Source organism: Nitrincola schmidtii, from assembly GCF_008973715.1.
GTDB lineage: Bacteria > Pseudomonadota > Gammaproteobacteria > Pseudomonadales > Balneatricaceae > Nitrincola > Nitrincola schmidtii.
This window is the reverse complement of sequence record NZ_WBOL01000002.1, coordinates 199,963-222,796: the sequence shown is the minus strand read 5'-3', so window position 1 is coordinate 222,796 and position 22,834 is coordinate 199,963. Positions and strand designations below refer to the sequence as shown.

Annotated in this window: 18 protein-coding genes; 7 read left to right on the top strand and 11 right to left on the bottom strand. The window is 45.1% G+C overall.

Annotated features, from left to right (window positions below; all coding sequences use genetic code 11):
- Positions 1–76: 76 nt before the first annotated feature.
- Both purU and F7R24_RS02825 read right to left on the bottom strand, forming a co-directional pair.
- Positions 77–931, bottom strand: coding sequence for a formyltetrahydrofolate deformylase (gene purU, locus F7R24_RS02830; RefSeq protein ID WP_151669728.1), 855 nt, complete (start codon positions 929–931; stop codon positions 77–79).
- Positions 932–1,021: 90 nt separating this feature from the next.
- Positions 1,022–1,429: a 4a-hydroxytetrahydrobiopterin dehydratase gene (locus F7R24_RS02825; RefSeq protein ID WP_240775951.1), complete on the bottom strand. Its 408-nt coding sequence runs from the start codon at positions 1,427–1,429 to the stop codon at positions 1,022–1,024.
- A 99-nt stretch (positions 1,430–1,528) separates the two neighbouring features.
- Here F7R24_RS02825 and F7R24_RS02820 point away from each other — a divergent pair, with 99 nt between their 5' ends.
- Genes F7R24_RS02820 through nfsA form a run of 3 tightly spaced genes read left to right on the top strand, consistent with a single transcriptional unit; the run spans position 1,529 to position 4,761 of the window.
- The gene (locus F7R24_RS02820; protein WP_151669727.1) at positions 1,529–3,091 is read left to right on the top strand and encodes a thymidine phosphorylase family protein; all 1,563 of its coding nucleotides are present in this window, start codon (positions 1,529–1,531) and stop codon (positions 3,089–3,091) included.
- Positions 3,091–3,978 (top strand): ribose-phosphate pyrophosphokinase, encoded by an 888-nt coding sequence (locus F7R24_RS02815; RefSeq protein WP_151669726.1) that lies wholly within the window; start codon positions 3,091–3,093, stop codon positions 3,976–3,978. The genes F7R24_RS02820 and F7R24_RS02815 overlap by 1 nt, the downstream gene beginning before the upstream one ends.
- A 42-nt stretch (positions 3,979–4,020) precedes the next feature.
- Complete coding sequence (gene nfsA / locus F7R24_RS02810) at positions 4,021–4,761, top strand: oxygen-insensitive NADPH nitroreductase (protein ID WP_151669725.1); 741 nt, start codon at positions 4,021–4,023, stop codon at positions 4,759–4,761.
- A 127-nt stretch (positions 4,762–4,888) separates the two neighbouring features.
- Here the strand turns inward: nfsA and F7R24_RS02805 are convergent, their stop codons facing one another.
- From F7R24_RS02805 to F7R24_RS02785, 5 genes are all read right to left on the bottom strand, one after another.
- Entirely contained in the window at positions 4,889–5,335 is a 447-nt protein-coding gene (locus F7R24_RS02805) for a flavodoxin (protein WP_151669724.1), read from the bottom strand.
- A gap of 165 nt (positions 5,336–5,500) precedes the next feature.
- Positions 5,501–5,710: a cold-shock protein gene (locus F7R24_RS02800; protein ID WP_151669723.1), complete on the bottom strand. Its 210-nt coding sequence runs from the start codon at positions 5,708–5,710 to the stop codon at positions 5,501–5,503.
- A gap of 130 nt (positions 5,711–5,840) precedes the next feature.
- Positions 5,841–6,218 (bottom strand): hypothetical protein, encoded by a 378-nt coding sequence (locus tag F7R24_RS02795; RefSeq protein ID WP_151669722.1) that lies wholly within the window; start codon positions 6,216–6,218, stop codon positions 5,841–5,843.
- A gap of 69 nt (positions 6,219–6,287) precedes the next feature.
- Positions 6,288–8,516 (bottom strand): YgiQ family radical SAM protein, encoded by a 2,229-nt coding sequence (locus F7R24_RS02790; RefSeq protein WP_151669721.1) that lies wholly within the window; start codon positions 8,514–8,516, stop codon positions 6,288–6,290.
- Between the two features lie 105 nt (positions 8,517–8,621).
- Entirely contained in the window at positions 8,622–9,551 is a 930-nt protein-coding gene (locus F7R24_RS02785; RefSeq protein ID WP_151669720.1) for an exopolyphosphatase, read from the bottom strand.
- A 178-nt stretch (positions 9,552–9,729) separates the two neighbouring features.
- Between F7R24_RS02785 and F7R24_RS02780 the strand changes: the two genes are divergently transcribed.
- Together F7R24_RS02780 and F7R24_RS02775 are read left to right on the top strand one after the other, a co-directional pair.
- Positions 9,730–10,854, top strand: coding sequence for an efflux RND transporter periplasmic adaptor subunit (locus tag F7R24_RS02780; RefSeq protein ID WP_151669719.1), 1,125 nt, complete (start codon positions 9,730–9,732; stop codon positions 10,852–10,854).
- 1 nt (position 10,855) lies between these two features.
- Positions 10,856–13,906: an efflux RND transporter permease subunit gene (locus F7R24_RS02775; protein ID WP_151669718.1), complete on the top strand. Its 3,051-nt coding sequence runs from the start codon at positions 10,856–10,858 to the stop codon at positions 13,904–13,906.
- Here F7R24_RS02775 and F7R24_RS02770 read toward each other — a convergent pair.
- Positions 13,903–16,965 (bottom strand): efflux RND transporter permease subunit, encoded by a 3,063-nt coding sequence (locus F7R24_RS02770; RefSeq protein WP_151669717.1) that lies wholly within the window; start codon positions 16,963–16,965, stop codon positions 13,903–13,905. The genes F7R24_RS02775 and F7R24_RS02770 overlap by 4 nt on opposite strands.
- A complete protein-coding gene (locus F7R24_RS02765) occupies positions 16,965–17,984 on the bottom strand; it encodes an efflux RND transporter periplasmic adaptor subunit (RefSeq protein WP_168926763.1) in 1,020 nt (339 codons plus the stop codon). Before F7R24_RS02765 ends, F7R24_RS02770 begins: the two co-directional genes overlap by 1 nt.
- 199 nt (positions 17,985–18,183) lie before the next feature.
- Between F7R24_RS02765 and F7R24_RS02760 the strand changes: the two genes are divergently transcribed.
- The gene (locus tag F7R24_RS02760; RefSeq protein ID WP_151669715.1) at positions 18,184–18,621 is read left to right on the top strand and encodes an OsmC family protein; all 438 of its coding nucleotides are present in this window, start codon (positions 18,184–18,186) and stop codon (positions 18,619–18,621) included.
- Positions 18,622–18,778: 157 nt separating this feature from the next.
- Entirely contained in the window at positions 18,779–19,639 is an 861-nt protein-coding gene (locus F7R24_RS02755; protein ID WP_151669714.1) for an ion transporter, read from the top strand.
- A 51-nt stretch (positions 19,640–19,690) separates the two neighbouring features.
- Here the strand turns inward: F7R24_RS02755 and F7R24_RS02750 are convergent, their stop codons facing one another.
- On the bottom strand, positions 19,691–21,349 hold the full coding sequence (locus F7R24_RS02750; protein WP_151669713.1) for a HAMP domain-containing methyl-accepting chemotaxis protein: 1,659 nt from the start codon (positions 21,347–21,349) through the stop codon (positions 19,691–19,693).
- Between the two features lie 90 nt (positions 21,350–21,439).
- Positions 21,440–22,801, bottom strand: a complete 1,362-nt coding sequence (locus tag F7R24_RS02745; protein WP_240775950.1) for a TRAP transporter large permease — start codon at positions 22,799–22,801, stop codon at positions 21,440–21,442.
- Positions 22,802–22,834: the final 33 nt, after the last annotated feature.

Genomic DNA, 22,834 nt, shown 5'->3' with positions numbered 1-22,834 from the left:
GCATCTAATCTTCAATGTTATTTTACACTTTCAGTGTAGCCCACTTTTTCTGTTTGCTCTGCTTATTGGAGATTAATCAAGCAAATACAATGGTTTTATTACCATGTACTAATACACGATCTTCTAAATGCCAACGCAACCCTCGCGCTAAGACTTGTTTTTCGACATCACGTCCTAAGCGCACCATATCTTCTGGATGATCTCGATGACTGATACGAGTGACATCTTGGTCGATAATAGGGCCAGCGTCCAGATCTTCTGTCACGTAATGGCAGGTTGCACCGATCAGTTTTACTCCTCGCTCATGCGCTTGGTGGTAGGGTCTAGCGCCCGCAAACGAAGGTAAGAAGCTATGGTGTATATTGATAATTCGATGTGGAAAATGATCACACATTCCCGCCGGTAAGATCTGCATATATCGTGCTAAGACTACCGCATCCGCTTTATGCTCCAAGATCAACTCCTCCACCTTGTCAAAGTGAGCTTGCTTGTTATCAGCATCAACCGGAACATGAAAGTAAGGAATGCCATGCCATTCAACCATACTGCGCAACTTTTCATGGTTAGAAATAACACAAGGAATTTCACAGAACAGCTCTTCACTGTGGTAGCGATAGAGTAAGTCAGCAAGACAGTGTGATTCTTTACTGGCCATCAACACGACTCGTTTAGGTCGGTTTGAATCATGAATTTCCCAATCCATGGAAAAAGAGTTAGCAATAGGAGCAAATGCCTCTCTTAATGCTTCTAATGAAAAAGGAAGGGTCTTGGCTTCAATTTCCACTCGCATAAAAAAATAGCCACAGGTCGGATCTGAATGTTGATTGGCATCGGCAATTGAACCTCCATGACTGGAGATGAAATTACTCACCATTGAGACGATTCCTACCCGATCAGGGCACGACAGCACGAGTCGAAAGCGGCGTTCCATAATTCAGTATCTTTCCTATTATCTAGAGACATTATTTTCAACAGTCGCTATCTTAACAGGAAGGCTGACATCAGCGAACCGCTGTCGAGACTAATTACTGTTCATTTTGGCATAGAGTAATTCTGTTTCGATAGCACAGAGAAAGTCCCCCTGTTGTACACCACCGATTTTATGGGTATACCACGTCACCGTCACACTTCCCCATCGGGTTAACAAGTCAGGATGATGGCCTATCGACTCAGCAAATTCCCCGACACGGTTGGTAAAAGCCAGAGCTTTCTCAAAATTAGGAAAAGAAAAAGTACGCGTTAAACGAGTGGTATTATTGACCTCTTCTGCTTGCCAATCCGGCACAACACTAAGTTCCTGGCGAATCTGATCAGCACTTAACTTAGTGGCATCAGCTCGGCAAAAGTTACATTCTTGATTCACTTTAGGCTTATCCATGTTGATCCCCTCATTGCCAACCTGCTTAGGGTCAGCTTTAATTAGAGCCATAATATCTTCAGCATAAACTACATTTTAAAACATTAGCTGAATAGTGTTAGGTTGTCTGACTAGGTGATAACCCACTCATTTAAAGGTAAGTGCCTCTGTATGAATTTTATTCCTGAACGCATGGCGCCATTGCGAGCAAGGCGAATGGGCATCGACACCCATCATGAACCCACCCTTTATCTACGTGCCGAAAGTCCTGTGTGCCGATCTGAGGGCTTTGAAAGCCTCTCTCGTATACTGGCGACAAGCCACGGCGATAAGTCTATTGTTGCATCACTGAATATCATCACCAGTGACTTAATCGCTGACGATGAAGTCGGCTTCTCTGAAGCGGCATGGCGTCGTTTAAATATTGAACCAGACGCACCCGTTTGGCTTTCACATCCTCGTCCGGTTCAGTCACTTTCGCATGTGCGTGCTAAAGTTTACGGACACTCTCTAAATCAAGATCAATTTAGCGAAATCATTAATGACATTATTGCAGGACAGTATGCTGAAGTTCATCTTGCCGCTTTTATTACCGCCTGTGGTGATGAAAAATTAAACGATGATGAAATCACGTCTTTAACGCGCGCCATGGTCGAGTCTGGTAGTCGTATCGACTGGCAACTCCCCGTGGTACTGGATAAACACTGTGTGGGTGGGTTGCCAGGTAATCGCACAACGCCGATTGTTATCTCTATTTTAACCGCCTGCGGCATTACCATACCCAAAACCTCATCTCGAGCCATTACCTCTCCTGCGGGTACGGCTGATACCATGGAAACTCTCACAGAGGTGAGCTTGTCTTTGGATGAGATGAGAAAAGTGGTGGGTCAAGTAGGTGGCTGCTTGGCTTGGGGTGGTTCAGTAAAACTGAGCCCTGCTGATGATCTATTAATACAAGTAGAACGGGCACTGGATATTGATAGCGAAGGACAGTTAATTGCCTCAGTGTTATCAAAAAAAATAGCAGCAGGGGCAACGCATGTGTTGATTGATATTCCGGTAGGCCCAACCGCAAAGGTTCGCAGTCAAGATGCCGCAGAAAAATTAGCCGCCAGTTTTAGAGCAGTCGCCGAACAACTCAACTTAAATATTCGTATTCTGTTTACCGATGGATCTCAACCGGTGGGTCGTGGAATCGGCCCGGCATTAGAAGCCAGAGATATTCTAGCGGTACTGCAAAACCAACCGGACGCACCCAACGACTTGCGTGATCGTGCGGCATTAATTGCAGGCGAAATGCTGGAAATGGTTCAACAGATGAAACCCGGGGAAGGAAAAAGAACAGCACTAAAAGTTCTGGAATCAGGTGCCGCGTGGAATAAATTTATGGCCATCTGTGCCGCTCAAGGTGGGTTGAAAACACCGCCCATAGCACCCTATCGCTTCGCATTGATCTGTAAACAGGATGGCATTGTCACTAATATCGATAATCGCAAGTTATCCAAGGTTGCTAAACTGGCGGGTGCGCCAGCTGATCCAGCGGCAGGTGTTGAGATGCATGTCCATCTGCAACAAAGGGTTACCCAAGGTACTCCTCTAATGACGATTCATGCAGAAAGCGTAGGTGAGTTGAACTATGCCGTGGACTACTTGAGTGAACACACCGATGTTATTTCACTTTCCCCTGCTGAATCGATCGACGACACCGATAACGATAACGATAAGGAAGCATGATGAGCACACTTTTTTACAATCTGGATTCTGATACAGCCCTCGCAGCTCATATTTGCCGAACACTTGAGGCTGAAGCAGGTACTTTAGAAGTTCGACATTTTCCTGATGGCGAAAGTTACTTACGTATTCATGATGCTTGCAAAAATCGTCAATGCGTTATTTTTTGCAACCTGTTTCAACCCGATAAGAAAACCCTCAGGTTAATTTTCTTAGCCGATACACTTCGCGAGTTAGGAGCCAGTCAGGTGTTATTGGTTACACCCTACTTGGCTTATATGCGGCAAGACAAGCGTTTCCATGAGGGCGAATGCGTTAGCTCCAAACCTTTTGCACGGCTACTCTCTCAGGCAGTTGACGGTTTAATTACCATTGATCCTCACCTGCATCGCTATCATTCACTATCAGAAATATACTCGATTCCTACGCTTGTCGTTCAAGCAGCGCCATTAATTGCCGACTGGATTGCCAAAAATATACAAAACCCTGTATTAATCGGACCCGATAGCGAAAGCGAGCAATGGGTTTCAGAAGTGGCACGCTTAGCGAATGCTCCTTTTCAAATTTTAGAAAAGCAGCGATTTGGCGACTATCAAGTGTCGGTATCCATCCCGGAACTTGAACCCTATAAAGATCATCAACCCGTTTTAGTTGATGACATTATTTCCAGTGGTCGAACCATGTTAGAAACAATTGCTCATCTTGATCATTCCGGGTTAAGCCGAACAACCGCCATCGGCGTACATGGTATTTTCGCAGGTAGCGCCTATACACAACTGAGTGAAAAGGCTAATGTGGTCACCACCGATTGCATTCCTCATATCAGTAATAAAATTGAGACAGGATCTGCGCTGGCAAATGCCGTGCGTCAACTTCAGCTAAAGGGCTAAGTAGCCAAGCTTAAACCTGACACAGATAGGAAAATATTCGACATGACACAAGACGTTCTTGCTCTCTTGAAACAGCATCGCTCTATTCGCAAATTTACCGATCGTCCAGTATCGCCTGCATGTATTGAAAGCTTAATCGAAGCAGGTCAAGCCGCAGCAACCTCTAGCTTTATTCAAGCCTGTACTGTGATACAGGTGACTGATCCAGCTAAACGTGCACAACTAGCTGAATGCGCGGGAAATCAAGCCTATGTTGAAACCGCTCCCGTTTTTTTGGTGTTTTGCGCAGATATGCAACGTCATCAACAGATGTGTGATTTACATGAAAGTGAGATGCTGAGCGGATTTACAGAACAATTTATCACTGCCACCGTTGACTGTGCACTATTTGCACAAAACGCTACGATTGCTGCGGAATCCATAGGTTTGGGAATTTGCTATATTGGTGGCCTACGAAATCAAATCGCTCGTGTTACCGAAATCTTAGAGCTTCCACATCTTGTTTATCCGGTATTTGGCATGTGCTTAGGGTATCCAGATCAAGATCCCGAGGTGAAACCGCGCCTTCCCTTATCAGTGATTCTGAAACAAGATCGTTATGATGATACTGGCGACTTAGAGGCTATTAAAGAATACGATAAAGAAGTTTCAAACTACTACCAAACTCGAACTGGCGGCAACAAGGTGATGGGTTGGAGTGATCAGATAGCTGGGATGCTGGTCAAAGAGGCTCGACCACACATGCTTGAATACTTGCAAAGCCAAGGCTTTTTAAAGCGCTAAAGCTATAACCGTCAGCATTTCAAGCACTACTAACTTCAAGCACTGCTAGGCTCTGGTCATACCTGAGCCTAGCCTGTTCAACATTTCCGATCGAGAAGCAGGAAAGTGAGCGAATAGTTTGATCTTACTAGAGCGCCTTCATCCATTCACGCATCCACTCAATTGCCGTACCTTCAGGGTCTGCGGTTTCACAGGCATCGATATACAGCACTTCACCGATGCGTTTAGCTTGGAGTTCTTGTAGTAACTCATCTACTTGGCGCCCAGCATCCGCAAAGGTTTCATAAGAACTATCGCCCAACGCGATCACACCGTAACGACGATCAGGCATTAATGGGAAGCTCTCACGTAGTTCATTAACTAAGGGATAGATGTTATCAGGAATTTCACCCTGACCAGTTGTGGAGGTACATACGAGCAACACAGAATCAGGACGGACTTTTAAATCATTTAAGGAAGCATTAGAAAGAATATCAGCTTCATGCCCTGCACTGCGCAACAATTCAGCACATTCTTCTGCAACTGAAGAGCTATTACCATATACAGAACCGACCACCAGTAACACGCTCACCATAATTCCTCCAAAATTTGCTAATACAATCATTTATATAATAAACGATTCAGCCTTGAGGGAACACGGTTGATTACTATGGGCTTTTTAAAACAAGGGGGGGGTGAAGCGGTAAAATAAAACGGCGGACACAAGGTCCGCCGTCTGCAACCAGATCTAATGTATTAATTAGACTAGGGTTACGTTCTCAGCCTGAGGACCTTTCTGGCCCTGAGTCACTTCGAACATGACCTGCTGGTTTTCATGAAGGGTACGACGACCTGTGCCATTGATTGCACGGAAGTGTACGAATACATCCGGACCGTTTTCCTGTTGGATAAAACCGAATCCTTTCTCATCGTTGAACCATTTTACGGTACCGGTAACTTGCTGTGACATGTCTTGCCTCTTTCTTTTACATAATTGCCATTAGTTGGCATTTTTTTCAAAAGATTGGATTATCCAATCTCGTTTCTGTTCCTGTTACCAGATCAATCTGATAACACTGAACTCTGTGGTGAAGTGAAGGCTATACAGCCGCCTCTTCAAAATTCATTTCTTGAAATACTTTTTGATGCTGAATATTAGGCAAAGTCGCGCTCACAGAAGCTACTGTCAAATTCATTGATTTTGAACAAAAGGTCTGATTAATCGTAAGAGGTGTATTCAAACGAGAGATTGTACGAAGAAGCCTGATTGGCTTAGTGCCTGTATCTAATGTAGATAGCGGGGTGTTGCTGCTATCTTGTGCAAACCGCAGTTTGCTTGTGTATAATTGCATCAAAATATCTTTTACTCTAACACCAGCGATAATGCTGGAAACCCAGTCAAAACATAGAAAGTAAAACTTTATCAGTTTAACAATCAATCTAAACACAAGGGCCTGCTGGGAAACCACTTGATACATTCACTATACACCTGTTTTACTGAATTACAATGCAAAACAGGTGAATATTTAACAATCTACCTAAATAAATCAGCCTCGCTGCCCTTTTTTTACTGCATTTAGCTTAGGTTTATTGGCATGTGGACGTTTAACCGCTCCTTTTGATCGTGGTGGCAAGCCTGTGTGCTGTGTTAATAAGCGGCCTTTCTGAATACCCGCTTTATTGGAATGACGTTTGAACGAGCGTTCATCCGCTTCTTCAGCGGGTATGAGCTGCATCTCACCCGATCCAATTAAGGCTTCCTGCCCCATCTCTTTTAGCGCTTCGCGCAACAAAGGCCAGTTGTCAGGATCATGCCATCTCAAAAAAGCCTTGTGCAAACGGCGTTGTCGCTCCCCTTTAGCTGTTTCAACTTTTTCCGCACTCTTTTTATAAGTTAAGCGGCGCAAAGGGTTGCGGCCGGTATGATACATCGCGGTCGCAGTCGCCATCGGCGATGGATAGAAGGCTTGAACTTGATCTGCCTTAAAGCCGTTACGTTTTAGCCAAAGCGCCAAATTCAACATGTCCTCATCCGTTGTTCCGGGATGAGCGGCGATAAAATAGGGTATTAAAAACTGATCCTTACCAGCTTCTTTAGAAAAGCGTTCAAACATTTTCTTAAACGCATCATAACTTCCAATACCCGGCTTCATCATTTTATCGAGCGGTCCACGCTCGGTATGTTCCGGAGCGATTTTCAAATAGCCGCCGACATGATGAGTGACTAGTTCTCTAACATACTCTGGATCTTTAACGGCAAGGTCGTAACGCAAACCCGAAGCGATCAGAATTTTCTTCACACCTTTTAACTGACGCGCCTCACGATACAACTGCGTCAGCGCTGAATGATCAGTATTCAAATTGGGGCAAATTCCTGGATACACACAAGAAGGCTTTCGACAAGCAGCTTCTATCTCGGCGGTTTTGCATGCGATGCGGTACATATTTGCAGTTGGACCACCCAAATCTGATATCACACCGGTAAAACCTGGCACCTTATCTCGAATCGTTTCGATTTCACGCAGAATAGAACCCTGCGAGCGGTTTTGAATAATGCGACCTTCATGTTCTGTAATGGAGCAGAAGGTACAACCACCAAAACAGCCGCGCATAATATTCACCGAAAAGCGGATCATCTTATACGCAGGAATCTCTTCTTTACCGTAAGCTGGATGCGGTATTCGCGCATAGGGCAAATCAAAAACGGCATCCATCTCTTCGGTGGTTAACGGAATGGGAGGAGGATTCAGCCAAACCTCCTGATCACCATGCAGCTGAACTAACGCACGTGCGTTCCCTGGATTTGTCTCTAAATGCAACACTCGACTGGCATGGGCATAAAGAACCGGGTCTTTACTGACTTTTTCAAAAGAAGGAATTCTGATGACGGTTTTGCTGCGATCTAAACGAACTCGTGGTTCGATATGCAAAATTTGAACTTCATCCTCTGCATCCATTTCTACAGTCTCGCCTGACAACGCGTTTGACTGCTCAATCTCACACTGGGGAAGATCACGGGTGTTTACATAAGGATTGATGATCTTATCCACTTTACCGGGTCGATCAATTCGAGTGGAATCTATCTCCATCCAACCTTCTGGTGTATCTTTTCTAACAAAAGCGCTACCACGAATATCACGAATAGCATCAATCGTTTCACCTGCATCAAGCCGTTTTGCCAACTCGACAATGGCCCGTTCAGCATTGCCATAAAGTAAGAGATCAGCTCGGGCATCTAACAGAATCGATCGTCTGACTTTATCTTGCCAATAATCATAATGCGCAATACGTCTCAATGAAGCTTCAATACCTCCTAACACAAGAGGGACATCTTTGTAGGCTTCTCGACAGCGCTGGCTGTAGACAATACTGGCACGATCAGGACGCTTACCCGCTTTGTTACCCGGCGTATAGGCATCATCTGAGCGAATTTTACGATCTGCGGTATAGCGGTTAATCATGGAATCCATGTTGCCAGCAGCAATACCAAAAAATAACCGAGGCTTTCCTAGAACGGTAAAGGGCTCAGCACTTTGCCAATCGGGTTGGGCAATAATGCCTACTTTAAAGCCTTGTGATTCCAACAATCGTCCAATGATCGCCATACCAAAAGAAGGGTGATCGACATAGGCATCGCCTGTCACAATAATGATATCGCATTGATCCCAACCTAACTGCCGCATCTCTTTGCGACTCATCGGTAAAAAAGGAGCTGCCAGATGATTGGATTGAGTGGTTATGGGAGTAACGAATTGCGCGTGACTGGAATGAATCATGGAGAGGGAAATGCCTATGGGTTAAGTCATAGGCATTATAACGAAGTTCAGCGCGGAGGGATAACCTATCTGCAAAAAATGATCATTAATTAACCAACTAATCCTTTATCCATCTTGATTAATCTGTGCAACTAATTCGGCTAAAACAGCTTCGGCACGATCATTAGTGACCTGACAGGTACCAGCAGCATGGTGACCACCACCGCCATACTTCAGCATCAGCTCGCCCACATTCGTTTTCGAACTACGATCAAAAATGGATTTACCGGTAGCAAACACCGTATTTTGCTGCTTAAGTCCCCATAACACGTGAATCGAAATATTACATTCTGGATACATGGCATAGATCATAAAGCGGTTACCCGCATAAATCGTTTCTTCGTTGCGAAGATCCAACACCACTAGGTTGTTATGCACGGTAGCACAACGCTTAATCTGATCTTTAAAGAGTTCTTCATGCTCGAAATACAGGTCTACACGTTCTTTAACGTCTGGCAGTTCTAAAATTTTGTCGATGGTATGATTTTTACAGTAATCAATTAGCTCCATCATGAGATTGTAGTTAGAAATCCTAAATTCACGGAAACGACCTAAACCAGTACGAGCATCCATCAAGAAGTTCAGCAATGGCCAACCAGCAGGATTCAGAACCTCCTCAGGTGAAAACTGTGCAGAATCACCCTTGTCCACAGCATCCATCATCTCATCCCACTCAGCCGGAAAAGCATCATGGCCGCCGTAGTATTTCCAAACAACACGTGCAGCAGAAGGCGCATCTGGATCAATGATGTGATTATCGCGCTTTTCATTCCGAATCGTTTCTGACAAGTGGTGATCAAACGCTAAATGAACACCTTCAACAAAGGGTAAGTTGGTTGAAATATCATTTCCGGTAATATCGACCGTACCATCTTGCATATCCTTTGGATGCACAAATTTGATGTCATCAATCAAGTTCAGATGTTTCAGCAACACGGCACAGACTAAGCCATCAAAGTCGCTGCGCGTGACAAGTCGGAAGGTTTGCGCGGACATAGGAATGGAACCTCCAAGTTAATCTTTTTTTGATAGTTAAAACATACCCTCAAACGCTTTGAATAGAAACCCTTTATCTATACAAACCCTGTTCAAAGTCATGTTGAAACCTTCGAGTAACTGCTAAGCTTAAGACATCCTCTTAAGAGGACTATTAAATGGACGATGGAAAACCGCTATGACGCTCTTCTCAATCTCAAAGAAGATCAATTTATCCGTTATCTTGGCCTTAATTTTATCCGGCGTAATGATTGCTTGGATTCTCAGTGGATCTATCTATACCGCAGCCACAGACGAACCTGATTTTGTTGCTGATCCTGAGCAAACCTCTCTTGCTCGAGTTGAAACTCAATACATTGATGCCCAACCCTATCAACCCAGTATCCGGCTTCAAGGGCAGTTAGAACCGATTCAGCAAACCCATATTACCAGCCGAATTCACAGTTATCTGGAAATAAAACATGTTCAACTGGGTGAGTTTGTTGAGCAAGGAACCTTATTAATAACACTGGATGCAGAAAATCGCTTATCGCAACTCACTCGAGCCGAGGCAGAGCTTCGTGTTGCTCAAGCTAATCAACGTGCAGTCGAAAGGCTAATTCAGCAAAAGCTTGGTTCTGAAACCGATCTTTTAAGGCAACAAGCTGCAACGGCTGCCGCTATAGCAGAACGCGATCGACTGAAATTAGAATTGCAGTACACAGAGGTTCGAGCTCCTTTTGCAGGCTTTGTAGAAGAGCTACCGTTTGAAGTTGGCAGTAATGTGCAGGTGGGCGATCCACTCGTTCATCTGGTCAGCACACAACAACTTAAAATGACTGGCCAAGTTCCGCAACAACAGGTTAAACACCTCTTTGAAGGCTTACCTGTTAAGGCAACCCTGTTAGATGGTCGTTCCCTCGATGGTTTTGTCAGCTTTGTTGCTGCGTTGGCAGAACCCCAAACACGTAGTTTTCGAGTTGAAGCACTTGTCGATAATGCAGAAAAACTGCGGCTTGCAGGCGCCAGTGCCACGCTGAACATTCAGTTACCCGATCAATTAGCGCATCGTTTTTCTCCAGCTCATTTAAGTTTAAACAATGAGGGCCGAACCGGTATTAACATCATCGACTCCGAGAGTAAAATCCTATTCCATGAAGTCGATATTTTAAGTTTGGACACTCACGGAGTTTGGGTTTCAGGTTTAGCGGATAGGGTTGAATTGGTTACCCAAGGAGCTGGCTTTGTTGAATTAGGTCAAAAAGTTGAAGCGATTCGCGTAGAAGACAATCAAACAAAGGCTCATCAAGAGCAGTCGAATTAGTATGGAAACTTTAATCCGAGCAGCTATGCTTCGCAGTCGAGCGACGTTAACGCTCTTTGTATTTCTGTTGGTGGGTGGCCTTGCCGCCTACCAAGCCATTCCCAAAGAAGCCAACCCTGATGTTGTCATTCCGATGATGTATATCTCCATGAGTTTAGAAGGCATCAGCCCTGAAGACGGAGAAAGGCTATTAGTTCGACCCATGGAACAAGAACTGAGAGCTCTTGAAGGGGTAAAGAAAATGACCTCTATCAGCAGCGAGGGTCATGCTTCAGTCATGTTAGAGTTTGACGCAGGCTTCGATCCGCAAAGCGCCTTACAGAATGTTCGTGAAAAAGTAGATTCAGCTCGTTCTAAACTGCCAGCAGAAGCCGATGAACCTAGAGTCAACGAGATCAATGTCGCCCTCTTTCCTGTTCTATCCGTCGCCATTTCAGGACCTATATCAGAGTCAGAATTAGTCTATCTAGCACGACGCTTGAAAGAGAACATTGAGGGCATTCCTGAAGTTCTTGAAGTCGATATCGGTGGAGATAGAGAAGACCTGTTAGAAATCATCGTTGATCCACAAGTCCTTGACAGTTATCAAATTGACTATGCTCAGCTATTTAGTCTTGTCTCCAACAATAACCGCTTAGTAGCTGCGGGTAGTCTTGATACTGGCGCGGGTCGAATGCCGATGAAAGTCCCTGGAGTGATTGAAACACTCGAAGATGTCCTAAGTATTCCCGTGAAAGTCTATGGCGACACGGTGATTACATTTGGGGATATTGCGATTCTGCAACGTACCTTTAAAGAACCTACCGGATTCGCTCGTATTAATGGACAGCCTGGTATCGTCTTAGAAATTAGCAAACGAGCCGGCGCCAATATTATCGACACCAATGCTCAAGTCAGACAAGTGATCGACAGCGCCCGCAGCTTAATGCCTGAAACCCTTCAAATCGATTACATCATGGATCAATCTGATGATGTCAACATGATGCTGGATGAGCTGCTAAACAATGTGTTGACCGCTGTCGTGCTGGTACTGATTTTAATCATTGCGACCATGGGGCTGAAATCAGCATTGATGGTAGGTCTAACGATTCCCGGCGCTTTTCTAACGGGCATCTTGCTAGTCTGGGCCGTAGGATACACCCTAAATATTATTGTACTTTTTTCCTTAATTCTTGTCGCTGGCATGCTGGTGGATGGTGCGATCGTCGTGAGCGAGTTAGCAGATCGCTATTTACGAGAAGGTCTATCACCCTCTGACGCTTGGCTAAAGGCAGCCAGTCGCATGAGCTGGCCGATTATTGCCTCCACGGCAACCACGCTATCCGTTTTTATTCCTCTGCTATTCTGGCCAGGCGTTGTCGGTGAGTTTATGAAATACTTACCCGCCACCGTAATTTTGTGCTTATTGGCTTCTTTAGCCATGGCCTTAGTCTTTTTACCCACCATGGGAAGTGTGTTATCCAGTCAACATACTCAAAAAGAGTTTTCTGCTGGGTTCTTTACCCAGGTATATCGCTCTCTACTTGCCAAACTCTTAAACGCTCCTTGGCTAACTCTGCTGGGGATGATGCTACTGATCATGTTGATATACACAGCCTATGGTCGTTTTAATCATGGCGTAGAATTTTTTCCAGATATTGAACCAGAAACGTTGCAGTTACAGGTAAGAGCGAGAGGAGATCTTTCTGTATATGAAAAAGATAAGTTACTGCAGCGCATTGAAGCTCGACTGAATCACTACCCCGAAACAGAGTCGATCTATGCCAGAAGCTTTGCCATGCCTTCCATGCAAATGGGAAGCGATGTGATCGGTATTTTACAATTCAGATTGGTTGATTGGCATGAACGTCGTGATAGTCATGCAATTATTCAAACGATGCGCGAATTAACAGCGGATATTCACGGCATTGAACTTGAGTTTAGAGCACAAGACATGGGACCCGGACAAGGCAAGCCAGTTGAACTTCTTGTCAGTGCAGATCGCCCTGAATTAGCTGATCAAGCGGTAGAACTGCTCCGTCAACAGATGCAAAGTATCGGTGGATTTACCGATATTGAAGATGATCGCACCTTACCTGGTATAGAGTGGCGATTAGAGGTCGATAGAGAAGCGGCTGCACGTTTTGGCGCCGATGTTTTGAGTGTGGGAAATGCGGTTCAACTGATTACCAATGGCTTGATGCTAGCCACCTACCGCCCTGAAGATGCCACAGATGAAGTCGATATTCGCGTGCGTGTTCCACACAACTGGCGCTCGATTGATCAATTAAGCCGCATGACCATTAACACCTCTCGGGGGCAAGTGCCACTCAGTCACTTTGTCACCCTCCAACCGACTGATCGTGTGGGCAACCTTTATCGCGTTGATGGTGAGCGCACCATTACTCTTCAAGCGGATATTGCTGAGGGATATCGACTTGATGAACGACTCAGTGAACTCAGCCTCTCTTTTGACCAACTCCCCGAGGGGGTTGTGATACGGACAGGCGGGGAAGATGCGGAGCAACGCGAGGCCGCTGCTTTTTTAACCACCGCTTTTATTATTGCCATTTTCTTAATGCTGTTTGTGCTATTGATACAATTCAACAGCTTCTTCCAAACTGCATTGGTTTTGTCAGCGGTCGTTTTTTCAACCGCTGGTGTGCTGCTAGGCTTGCTCATTAACGGTCAATCGTTTGGTATTGTCATGGTGGGTATGGGCATCATTGCGCTAGCGGGTATTGTGGTGAACAACAACATCATCCTGATTGACACCTATAATCAGATGCGCCTTGAGGGACTTTCGCCTTATGAAGCAGCGCTTGAAACCGGTGTACTTCGCCTTAGACCTGTTTTACTAACCGCTATTACCACAATACTGGGTCTATTACCGATGGTTTTAGGCATCAATATCAACTTAATGGAGCCCAGTTTAGGTATTGGCGCGCCCTCTACTCAATGGTGGACTCAATTATCCAGTGCTATCGCCGGAGGACTTGCGTTCGCTACTTTTTTAACGCTGTTATTAACACCCTGTATGCTACTGCTCGGTACAAAAGTGCTGAAGCGTTAACCTTGCTGCTCAGTTCTTACCTTGATCCGAAAAAATACACTATACAAGGCTGGAACCGCCAACAAGGTTAGCAAGGTGGCAAATGCCAGCCCGCTCATGATTGTAACCGCCATATCCGCAAAGAACACATCAAAGGCTAACGGCAGCATCCCTAAAATGGTCGTAGCTGCGGCTAATACCACAGGGCGTAACCTAGAAACGCTGCCCTCTACTAAAGCATTCAAAGGGGTTTCACCTTGAAGAATGCGTTGATCGATCTCATCCACTAGAACTATTGCGTTCTTAATCAGCATGCCCGATAAACTTAGCATACCCAACAAAGCCATAAAGCCAAATGACATTTGTGTTGCCAATAACCCCCATGTGACTCCACAAATCGCCATAGGGACGCACAACCAAATAATCAGCGGCTGCTTAATGCGCGCAAACAACAATACAGAAATAATCACCATCGCAAGCAGACTCAAGGGTAATTGAGTCGCTAAGGCGCGTTGGGCATCACCCGCACTTTCATATTCTCCACCCCACTCTAAACGATACCCCGGTGGCAAAGGGATGGCGTCAACGATGGGTCGAATATCAGCAAAGGCAGTAGCTATGTTCACCCCAGCCAAAGGATCAGCACTGACGGTTAAGGTGCGCAACATATTACGTCTTAAAATGAGCGCTTCTTCATGACTTAGCTCAAACTGGTCCACCACTTCACTGGCCGGCACGAATTCGCCGGTTGCTTGGCTCCAAATCATGCGATCTTTTAATTGTGTCGCGCGACCTCTTTCATTAATAGGCGCTCTTAATAGCAATGGAATGAGTCGATCCTCTTCTCGATATAACCCGATCGTTTGACCTGTAGTGACCATCGATAAGGATTTCGCCAAATCTTGTCGGCTCACGCCTAATACACTCGCTCGATCTTCCGCTAGTTGAGGAATAATGACACGCTCCGGTTGACGCCAATCGATACGCAGATGGGTTAAACGATCACTATCTCGAAACAGCTGCTTGGTTGTCTCTGCCAACTGACGAAGGATTTCTGGATCATCCCCTTGGAAACGTGCTTGAATAGGAGCCCCCTTTCCTGGACCCAAGCGAACTCTTTCTACCCACGCCTGAGCTTGAGGATAATCTTCTAATTCAGACGTAATTTGAGCAGCTAACTCATCAATAAGATCTGCTGACTGAGCAGTCACGATTAACTGCCCAAAAGCAGAATTTGTACGTTCTGGCTGATAGACCAGCATCATTCGCGCAGCGCCCATGCCGGCAACACTGGTCACCTGCTGGACACCGTCTAATTGCGCTATAAACTCACTCAAGGCTTTTAAGTCACGATCAGTAGCGCGAATATCTGTTCCTTGCTCACGCCAATAATTAACGTAAAACACTTCCGTTTGTGCATTAGGGAAAAACATCTGAGGAACCTGTTTAAAGGCCACCAAACTGATCCCAGTGAACAGCAATAAACTAACCAAGGTAATGCGACGATGCCTCAATACTGACTGCAAAGCACTTCGGTAATGACGCGACAGCATCGACTCCTGCTGTTCCTGATTAACACTGTGACTGTCTGACGTTGTATTAATAGAGATAAACAATAGGCTGGCCAACAGTGGCACGACCGTAATCGCCAAAATCCAACTCAATAACAACGACAAACCAATCACCACAAAAAGTGAAAAGGTATACTCGCCGGTGACATCTTGTGACAAGCCAATCCCTGAAAAAGCCAAAATACCGATCACTGTCGCGGCTAACAAAGGCACCTGTGTTTGCGAGGCGATACCTGTCGCGGCTTCTCTAGCTGTTTTGCCTTTCTGCATTCGGACTAACATGCCCTCGGCAATTACTATCGCATTATCGACCAGCATGCCCATCGCGATAATCAGCGCCCCTAAGGATACTCGCTGCATTTGCAGTCCCGTTACCTTCATTAAAAACAGTGAGCCTGTCACCGTCAGTAACAGCGCCGCACCGACCACAACACCAGCACGCCATCCCATAAACAGACACAAAACTATGATAACAATGGAAACAGAGATCACTAAATTCACTAAGAAGGCATTTAATGCTCGTTCAACAATTTCATGTTGTTGGTAGATAGGCTTTAACTGCACGCCCAGCGGTAGCTCTGACATGTGCGCCTGTAACGCTTGTTCCACTGCATGGCCGACATCAACAATATTGCTGTCACCTGTCGCTGCAATGCCCAGAGTGACAGCTTCTATACCCGCGTAGCGAATCAGTTGCCGAGGTTGCTCATGATATTCACGGGAAATAACAGCTACATCACCCAAGCGCAAGGTATCACCTGAAGGGGTTGTTATATAAAGGTTGCGAATATGATCAAGGCTATTTAAATGCCCAGTGGGCGAAACACGAATGGAAAGATCTTCTAAGGATTTTCGGCCCGCATCGATCACAGCATTTTGTAGCTGTAACCTTCCCGCCAACTGCTCTGGGCTAATACCTAATTGGATCAGCACGGCTTGCGGGATTTCGATCAGAATCCGTTCATCTCGCTCACCATGGATCACCACTTTTGCAACACCAGGCACTCTAAGCGCCACTCGGCGTAACTCTCTGGCGAAGTCTCGCAATTCAGCAACCTCGAATCCTGGCGCCACAACCGCATAAAACAAGCCAAAAACATCACCGAAACTATCATTGACTCTGGATGGTCCAGCACCTGGAGGTAATAAAGGCTGGGTATCTTGAACTTTCCGTCGTAACTCATCCCATACTTGCGGTAAGGTATCAGAACGGTACTTGTCCTTAATTTCCACAGTAATTTCCGATAATCCGGGCATCGATCGGGAGGTAACTCGCTTCAACTGCGACATTTCTTGCAAAGCAATTTCTAACTGTTCAGTCACCTCTAACTCAACCTCTTTTGCTGAGGCGCCTAGGTAGGGAGTGATAATAACCGCTTCTTTGATGGTGAATTCGGGGTCTTCCAGCTGCGGCAAGGTCAATAAAGCCCAAGCACCTCCCAGTAGACACACCAGAACCAGCAGCCAGGTATTGACTGGCTTATCAATGGATGCACGAGCAATATCCATTAACGAGACTCCCGCAGACTCAAATCTGGACGCACCTGCATGCCATCACTTAAAAAACCAACACCCGCCGCCACTATCTGCTCACCGGCTTCTAGTCCTGATAAAATTTCGACACCCTGCCCTGTTAATCTGCCAGTCGTCACAAGACGCCTCTCAACTATCTGTGTTTCTGGGTGATAGACAAATACTTGCGCTTCAACTCCCTCTCCCACAACTGCATGAAGGGGTAATACAGGTAATGCAAACTCGTCATCCAATAAAGCAATTCTGACCGTGGCGCTCATTCCTGGTAACAAGCGAAGATCTTCTGGATTCTCCATATCAAACGTAACGCGATAGGTGCGTGATCTGGGATCAGGCTCGGTTGCAAATTCTTTAAAGATCAACTCAAAAACTCGTTCAGGAACAGATGGCAAGGTAGCTGTCACCGTAAACGCGTAAGGATCTTGTACCTGCGGAAGTAATATTTCAGGCACAGCGATTTCGACTTCAATTCGGCTAAGATCATGAATGCGAACAATAGGGGTTCCGGCAGCCACTTGAGAAAAGTTTTCGACTGTTCGATCCGCAATCACCGCATCAAAGGGTGCGAATATTTCTGTATAAATGAGGTGCTGTCTGGCACGGTCCAATTCAACTTCCGCTCTATCACGGGCTGTTTTTGCTTCATCTAACTGTGCCTGTGAGACGTGATTTTGATTACGGAGCTGTTGCAAACGATTCAAATCACGTACTGTTTGATCAAAAGCAACTCGAGCCGCTGCCACATTTAATTGATAGTCTGTTTGATCTAAACGGGCAATAAGCTCACCCTTAGCGATTTGATCACCTTTAATGACAGGAAAGTGCACCAACTTACCCGCAACTTGAAAAGACAGGTTAGCAGCCTGAGATGCTTCCAATCTTGCTGGGAAATAGCGTTCAGCAACAATCGGCTGAGCGTCAACTTCAAGTATGCGAACCATGGGAGGAAGGGCCGCTTCCGTTACCTCATCCTTGGGCTGACATCCAATTAACATGATCACTGATAAAAATAGAAAAAATCTTGCTCGTATGAATAGCCCTGTCACTTTCATTAGAAAATCCTGTAATATACTGCATAAGTATTATCCCTTAATTATGAAGTGTTTTAATGAGCCTTCAATGACATATCCTGTCAATCTTAGCTATTTTTAATCATGATTGAATTGATCTGTCAGCATCTACTAGGAGATTTAAATGAGCCAAACCAAAACGATGAGTGTTCAAGCCGAATTGAACGAAGGCTTTGCTGTAAGCGCACAACTGGGTGAACACAAAGTCATCATCGACCAGCCTGTTGCTGCACGCGGGACGGGTCTAGGTCCAACGCCCCTCGAATACTTTCTGTTTTCAGTCGCTGGATGCATCGGCACTATCGGTCGTATCGCCGCGATGCAGAAAAAAATTGACCTACGCGGAATGAAAATTTCAGTTGAAGGTGATTACAATCCGGCTGGTTTACTGGGCAAACCAAGCGAAGATCGTACGGGCTTCCAACAAATTCGTATTCTGGCAGAAATTGATGCAGACATGACGGATGAGGAAAAGAAAGCTTTTCTTGATGAAGTCTGCCATCGCTGCCCTCTGCATGACAACACTCGCCTAGAAACTGAGGTTGTTCATAGCTTAGTTTAATTATGATGGATTAGCTTTGATTTAATACTTACACATGTAAATAAAAGCCTAATCCATGAAACAAAAAACTGACTTCACTCCGCTTTTGCTGATGATAGGAATCAGTGATAATAACCGTCCTAAAATTTGATGTTGTTAATGCGGAGTGAAGTAAATCATGAAAATCTATTGGGGTCGCCTACAAGATCGACTTGAGCGATTGCGTGCCAACAAGATTTTTGAAACATTTGTCATCTTTGTCATCATCGCTTCTGCCTTGCTGATCGGTGCCAAGACCTACGAAGAAACGTCTCGCTTTGATATCGTCATGCGCTGGTTAGATCTGGGCATTACGCTGTTCTTCCTGTTTGAAATCTGTATACGCCTCGCTGCTGAAAAGCGTACGCTCGACTTTTTCAAGAAAGGTTGGAATATATTCGACTTTCTGATCGTAACGGCAAGCCTTATCCCGATAGACGATTCTGAAATGGTTTTGATTGCACGTCTTCTGCGTATTTTCCGCGTACTGCGTTTAGTCTCGATGATTCCAGAACTTCGTATGCTGCTAGCCGCCTTAATAAAATCCATACCACGAATGGGCTACGTTGCTCTGCTGATGTTTATCATCTTCTATATCTATGCAGCCGTTGGTAGTTTCTTGTTTGAAAGCGTCGATGAAAAGCTCTGGGGCAATATCTCTTTAGCGATGCTGACACTTTTCCAAGTGGCCACATTTGAAAGCTGGGCGACAGCAGTACTCTATCCAACCATGGAGCAATACCCTTACAGTTGGATATTCTTCCTGACCTTTATCTTCTTAAATGCTTTTATCTTTTTGAACATGATGATCGGTATTGTGTTAGATGTCATGCAGAAAGAGAGCGCCGCAGAACAGCTAGAATCAGGTGAAGGTGAAGTGGCCGAGATTCATTGGATGCGTGAGCAAATGGTGATGATGTCAGAGCAGCTAAATCGAATGGAAGCGATGATTGAAACATCGACTAAGGTGCCTAATAAAGATCCGAACACTGATGCTTAGAAGGACAACTCAATAGAGTGCAGCTAAAACAGCTGCACTCTGTCTTTATTTCTAAAACTTCAATCGTCCCACAATCAATTTCAACTGATCCGCATGCTCTGCAATACGTCGGCTCGATTCAGCTGTCAATTCAGAAGCTTGTGAGGTTTCATCAGCCGCCATATTAATGCGATTGAGGTTCTCGTTCATCTCGTCGGCGACTGAGCTTTGTTCTTCAGCCGCACTGGCGATTTGCGTGTTCATATCATTAATTGCGGTAATCGCTGCCATGATTTCTTCAAGCGCCTCACTGGCTTTCACCGCATGCTGAACACCTTCTTTGGCTTTATCTTGGCCACGATTCATGACCTCTGTCGCATTAACTGCGGACTCTTGCAGATGAGATACCATGGCTTGAATTTCGCTGGTAGAGGCTTGTGTACGACTAGCTAATGAACGGACTTCATCTGCCACCACCGCGAAGCCACGCCCTTGTTCACCCGCACGCGCCGCTTCAATAGCAGCATTCAAAGCTAGCAAGTTGGTTTGCTCTGCAATGCCCCGAATAACATCCACTACTGAACCAATTTTACGGGCATCTTCTGCAAGATCTTGTATCACTTGAGCGGCTGATTCAACCTCTGTTGACAGTTGCTCCATACCCTGAGAACTACTGGAAACGACCCTTTTGCCTTCACGCGCTTTTTGATCAGCCAAGTTAGCGCTACTCGCTGCACTAGCAGTATTTTTAGCAACATCATGAACCGTAGCATTCATCTCATACATAGCGGTCGCAACCATATCGGTTTCTGCACGCTGTTTTTGAATACCACGACTCGCTTGCTCTGCTACCACCGACCCTTGCTCTGCCAATTGCGCCAGCGAGTTACCGGATTCACCTATTTGACGAGTCATTTTGTTTAATTGCGAGCGAGTCGCAATAAAACGGCGAATAATATCACCAAACTCATCTTTGGCTGTTTGATGTGCAACAGCTGTTTCACGAAAATCACCTTGCGCTAACTGATCTGCAATAGAATCCAACCCCGCAGTGCCGCTCTTAAATCGATTAATGACACGCCAAGCAATAATCAGTACTAACCCGATACCCACCACACTTAATAATGTTAACTGTATTACCAGTCTAGATGATAATTCATCCATCGCAGCCCGAGCTTCTTGTGCACCTCTGAGTTTACGATCACTGAGCGCCTCTCGAGCCAAATCAGCTTGCACATACATAGGATTTACAAAACGTAAAATGTGAAGATTGGCTTGAACATATTGTCCTTGGTTAAAGAAATTAAGTGTGGGACGTACCGCGTCATTCAGGTAACGCTGATAAGCGGTTTCAAACTGCCTTGACAATCTATCTGCTTCTTCACCATGACGAACCGACATGAAATGAGTCCATAAGCTTTCAATTTCATTAATATTGACTTGAATACGTTCAAGATGAAGGGAAGTCGGATGATCATGCATGTCAGAAAACTGACCGGATGGATTATGCTGAATAGATAAGAGTAATTCTGTTCGAATCTGCTCCATTAAACCGCCAATACGTTCAACCTCATATAAAGGAACCATACGGCGTTCGTAGTTGTCTGCGAATTGGAAAGCTTTGTAATTAAATCCGTATAAAGTAAAAGTGATTAATCCAGCAACAACTACCATAAAAATGAGAACCAGAAAACGCATCTGATTCTTAACTGCATTGAGATTCATCAACATGGAGAGGCACCAATCAGGTAAATTAGTTGTTTTATATTTCGGAAATTATAAAACAATTTCTACCTAATTGATGCCTGAATAGTTCAACAATTATCCGTAACGTACTCCTGGCAACCAAAGCACTAGGTCTTTCCAGTAGAAGACCATCGCGACAGCCAGCAATTGAATCATGATAAAAGGAATAACACCTTTATAGATATCTGTTGTTTTAATGGATGGTGGCACGACCCCTTTTAAATAAAAGAGAGAGAAGCCAACGGGCGGTGTTAAGAATGACGTTTGTAGTGCTAAAGCAAACAACACTACGAACCACGTCAAATCAAACCCCAGCGCAGCAACGACAGGACCTACTAGCGGTAACAAAATCAAACTAATTTCTAACCAATCCAGGAAGAAACCAGCCACAAAGGTAATTAATAGTATGACAATAACAATACCCTCTGGAGAGAGTGGAATTGCCTTCAACAAACCACCAATGAACTCATCACCACCTAATGAACGCATCACTACTGCAAAAGCCGTTGCACCTAGGAAAATACCGAATACAAACGCAGTGGTTAAACTGGTTTTGATACTCACATCTTTAAGAACAGCCATATTCAATCGACCATTCATTGCCGCTAGAACCGTTGCACCCAAGGCTCCCACACCTGCAGCTTCTGTTGGCGTTGCAATACCTAAGAATATCGACCCCAACACTGCCAGTATTAGGCCCAACGAAGGAACGACCGCAGCTAATGTAGACAGAATCATTTTAAACGTAATCGGTGGAAGATCTTTACGTGGCTGGGATAGCGACGGAAACATAATTGATGCGATTACTACGTATGCAATGTAGAGCAAGCCCAACATCACACCCGGTATTAACGCACCCATGAACAGATCACCCACCGCTAAAGAAAGCTGATCTGCCATGATGATTAGCATAATACTTGGCGGTATGATGATCCCCAACGTACCGGCTGATGCGACAATACCACTGGCAAACGCAGGTGAATACTTTTGCTCTAGCATGGTTGGGATCGACAGCATGGCTAATAAGACTACTGATGCACCAACAATACCGGTAGAAGCGGCAAGCAGAATACCAATCGTGATAACAGCAACACCTAAGCCACCTCTGAAACGTCCAAAGAGGTCAACGAAGTTTTGCATCAACTTCTCGGCGACGCCGGAGCGTTCCAGCATTAGCCCCATAAATATGAACATGGGCAAGGCCACCAGTACCCAGTTCGTCATCTGGGCATAGATTCGCTGCACCATGACGCCAAAAATACGCCAATCTGTTAAAAAGTAGGTATCCACATCAAACCATTGATAGGCCAAAATGGAGCCCACACTAAATAGCACGGATATACCCGCTAAAATCCAAGCAACCGGATAACCGGAAAAGATTAACAGTATAAAACTGCTAAGCATTGCTATAACGATTAATTCATTGGTTTCGAACACAGAGACACCCTCTTGCGCAAGCCAACCGATAAT

Bases quoted from the DNA above. Each gene is read 5' to 3' on its own strand.
- F7R24_RS02765 (WP_168926763.1), bottom strand. From the start codon at position 17,984: ATGTTAATTGGATGTCAGCCCAAGGATGAGGTAACGGAAGCGGCCCTT.
- nfsA (WP_151669725.1), top strand. From the start codon at position 4,021: ATGACACAAGACGTTCTTGCTCTCTTGAAACAGCATCGCTCTATTCGC.
- F7R24_RS02750 (WP_151669713.1), bottom strand. From the start codon at position 21,349: ATGTTGATGAATCTCAATGCAGTTAAGAATCAGATGCGTTTTCTGGTT.
- F7R24_RS02780 (WP_151669719.1), top strand. From the start codon at position 9,730: ATGACGCTCTTCTCAATCTCAAAGAAGATCAATTTATCCGTTATCTTG.
- F7R24_RS02785 (WP_151669720.1), bottom strand. From the start codon at position 9,551: ATGTCCGCGCAAACCTTCCGACTTGTCACGCGCAGCGACTTTGATGGC.
- F7R24_RS02800 (WP_151669723.1), bottom strand. From the start codon at position 5,710: ATGTCACAGCAAGTTACCGGTACCGTAAAATGGTTCAACGATGAGAAA.
- F7R24_RS02790 (WP_151669721.1), bottom strand. From the start codon at position 8,516: ATGATTCATTCCAGTCACGCGCAATTCGTTACTCCCATAACCACTCAA.
- F7R24_RS02775 (WP_151669718.1), top strand. From the start codon at position 10,856: ATGGAAACTTTAATCCGAGCAGCTATGCTTCGCAGTCGAGCGACGTTA.
- purU (WP_151669728.1), bottom strand. From the start codon at position 931: ATGGAACGCCGCTTTCGACTCGTGCTGTCGTGCCCTGATCGGGTAGGA.
- F7R24_RS02825 (WP_240775951.1), bottom strand. From the start codon at position 1,429: ATGGCTCTAATTAAAGCTGACCCTAAGCAGGTTGGCAATGAGGGGATC.
- F7R24_RS02770 (WP_151669717.1), bottom strand. From the start codon at position 16,965: ATGGATATTGCTCGTGCATCCATTGATAAGCCAGTCAATACCTGGCTG.
- F7R24_RS02820 (WP_151669727.1), top strand. From the start codon at position 1,529: ATGAATTTTATTCCTGAACGCATGGCGCCATTGCGAGCAAGGCGAATG.
- F7R24_RS02795 (WP_151669722.1), bottom strand. From the start codon at position 6,218: ATGTATCAAGTGGTTTCCCAGCAGGCCCTTGTGTTTAGATTGATTGTT.
- F7R24_RS02760 (WP_151669715.1), top strand. From the start codon at position 18,184: ATGAGCCAAACCAAAACGATGAGTGTTCAAGCCGAATTGAACGAAGGC.
- F7R24_RS02805 (WP_151669724.1), bottom strand. From the start codon at position 5,335: ATGGTGAGCGTGTTACTGGTGGTCGGTTCTGTATATGGTAATAGCTCT.
- F7R24_RS02815 (WP_151669726.1), top strand. From the start codon at position 3,091: ATGAGCACACTTTTTTACAATCTGGATTCTGATACAGCCCTCGCAGCT.
- F7R24_RS02755 (WP_151669714.1), top strand. From the start codon at position 18,779: ATGAAAATCTATTGGGGTCGCCTACAAGATCGACTTGAGCGATTGCGT.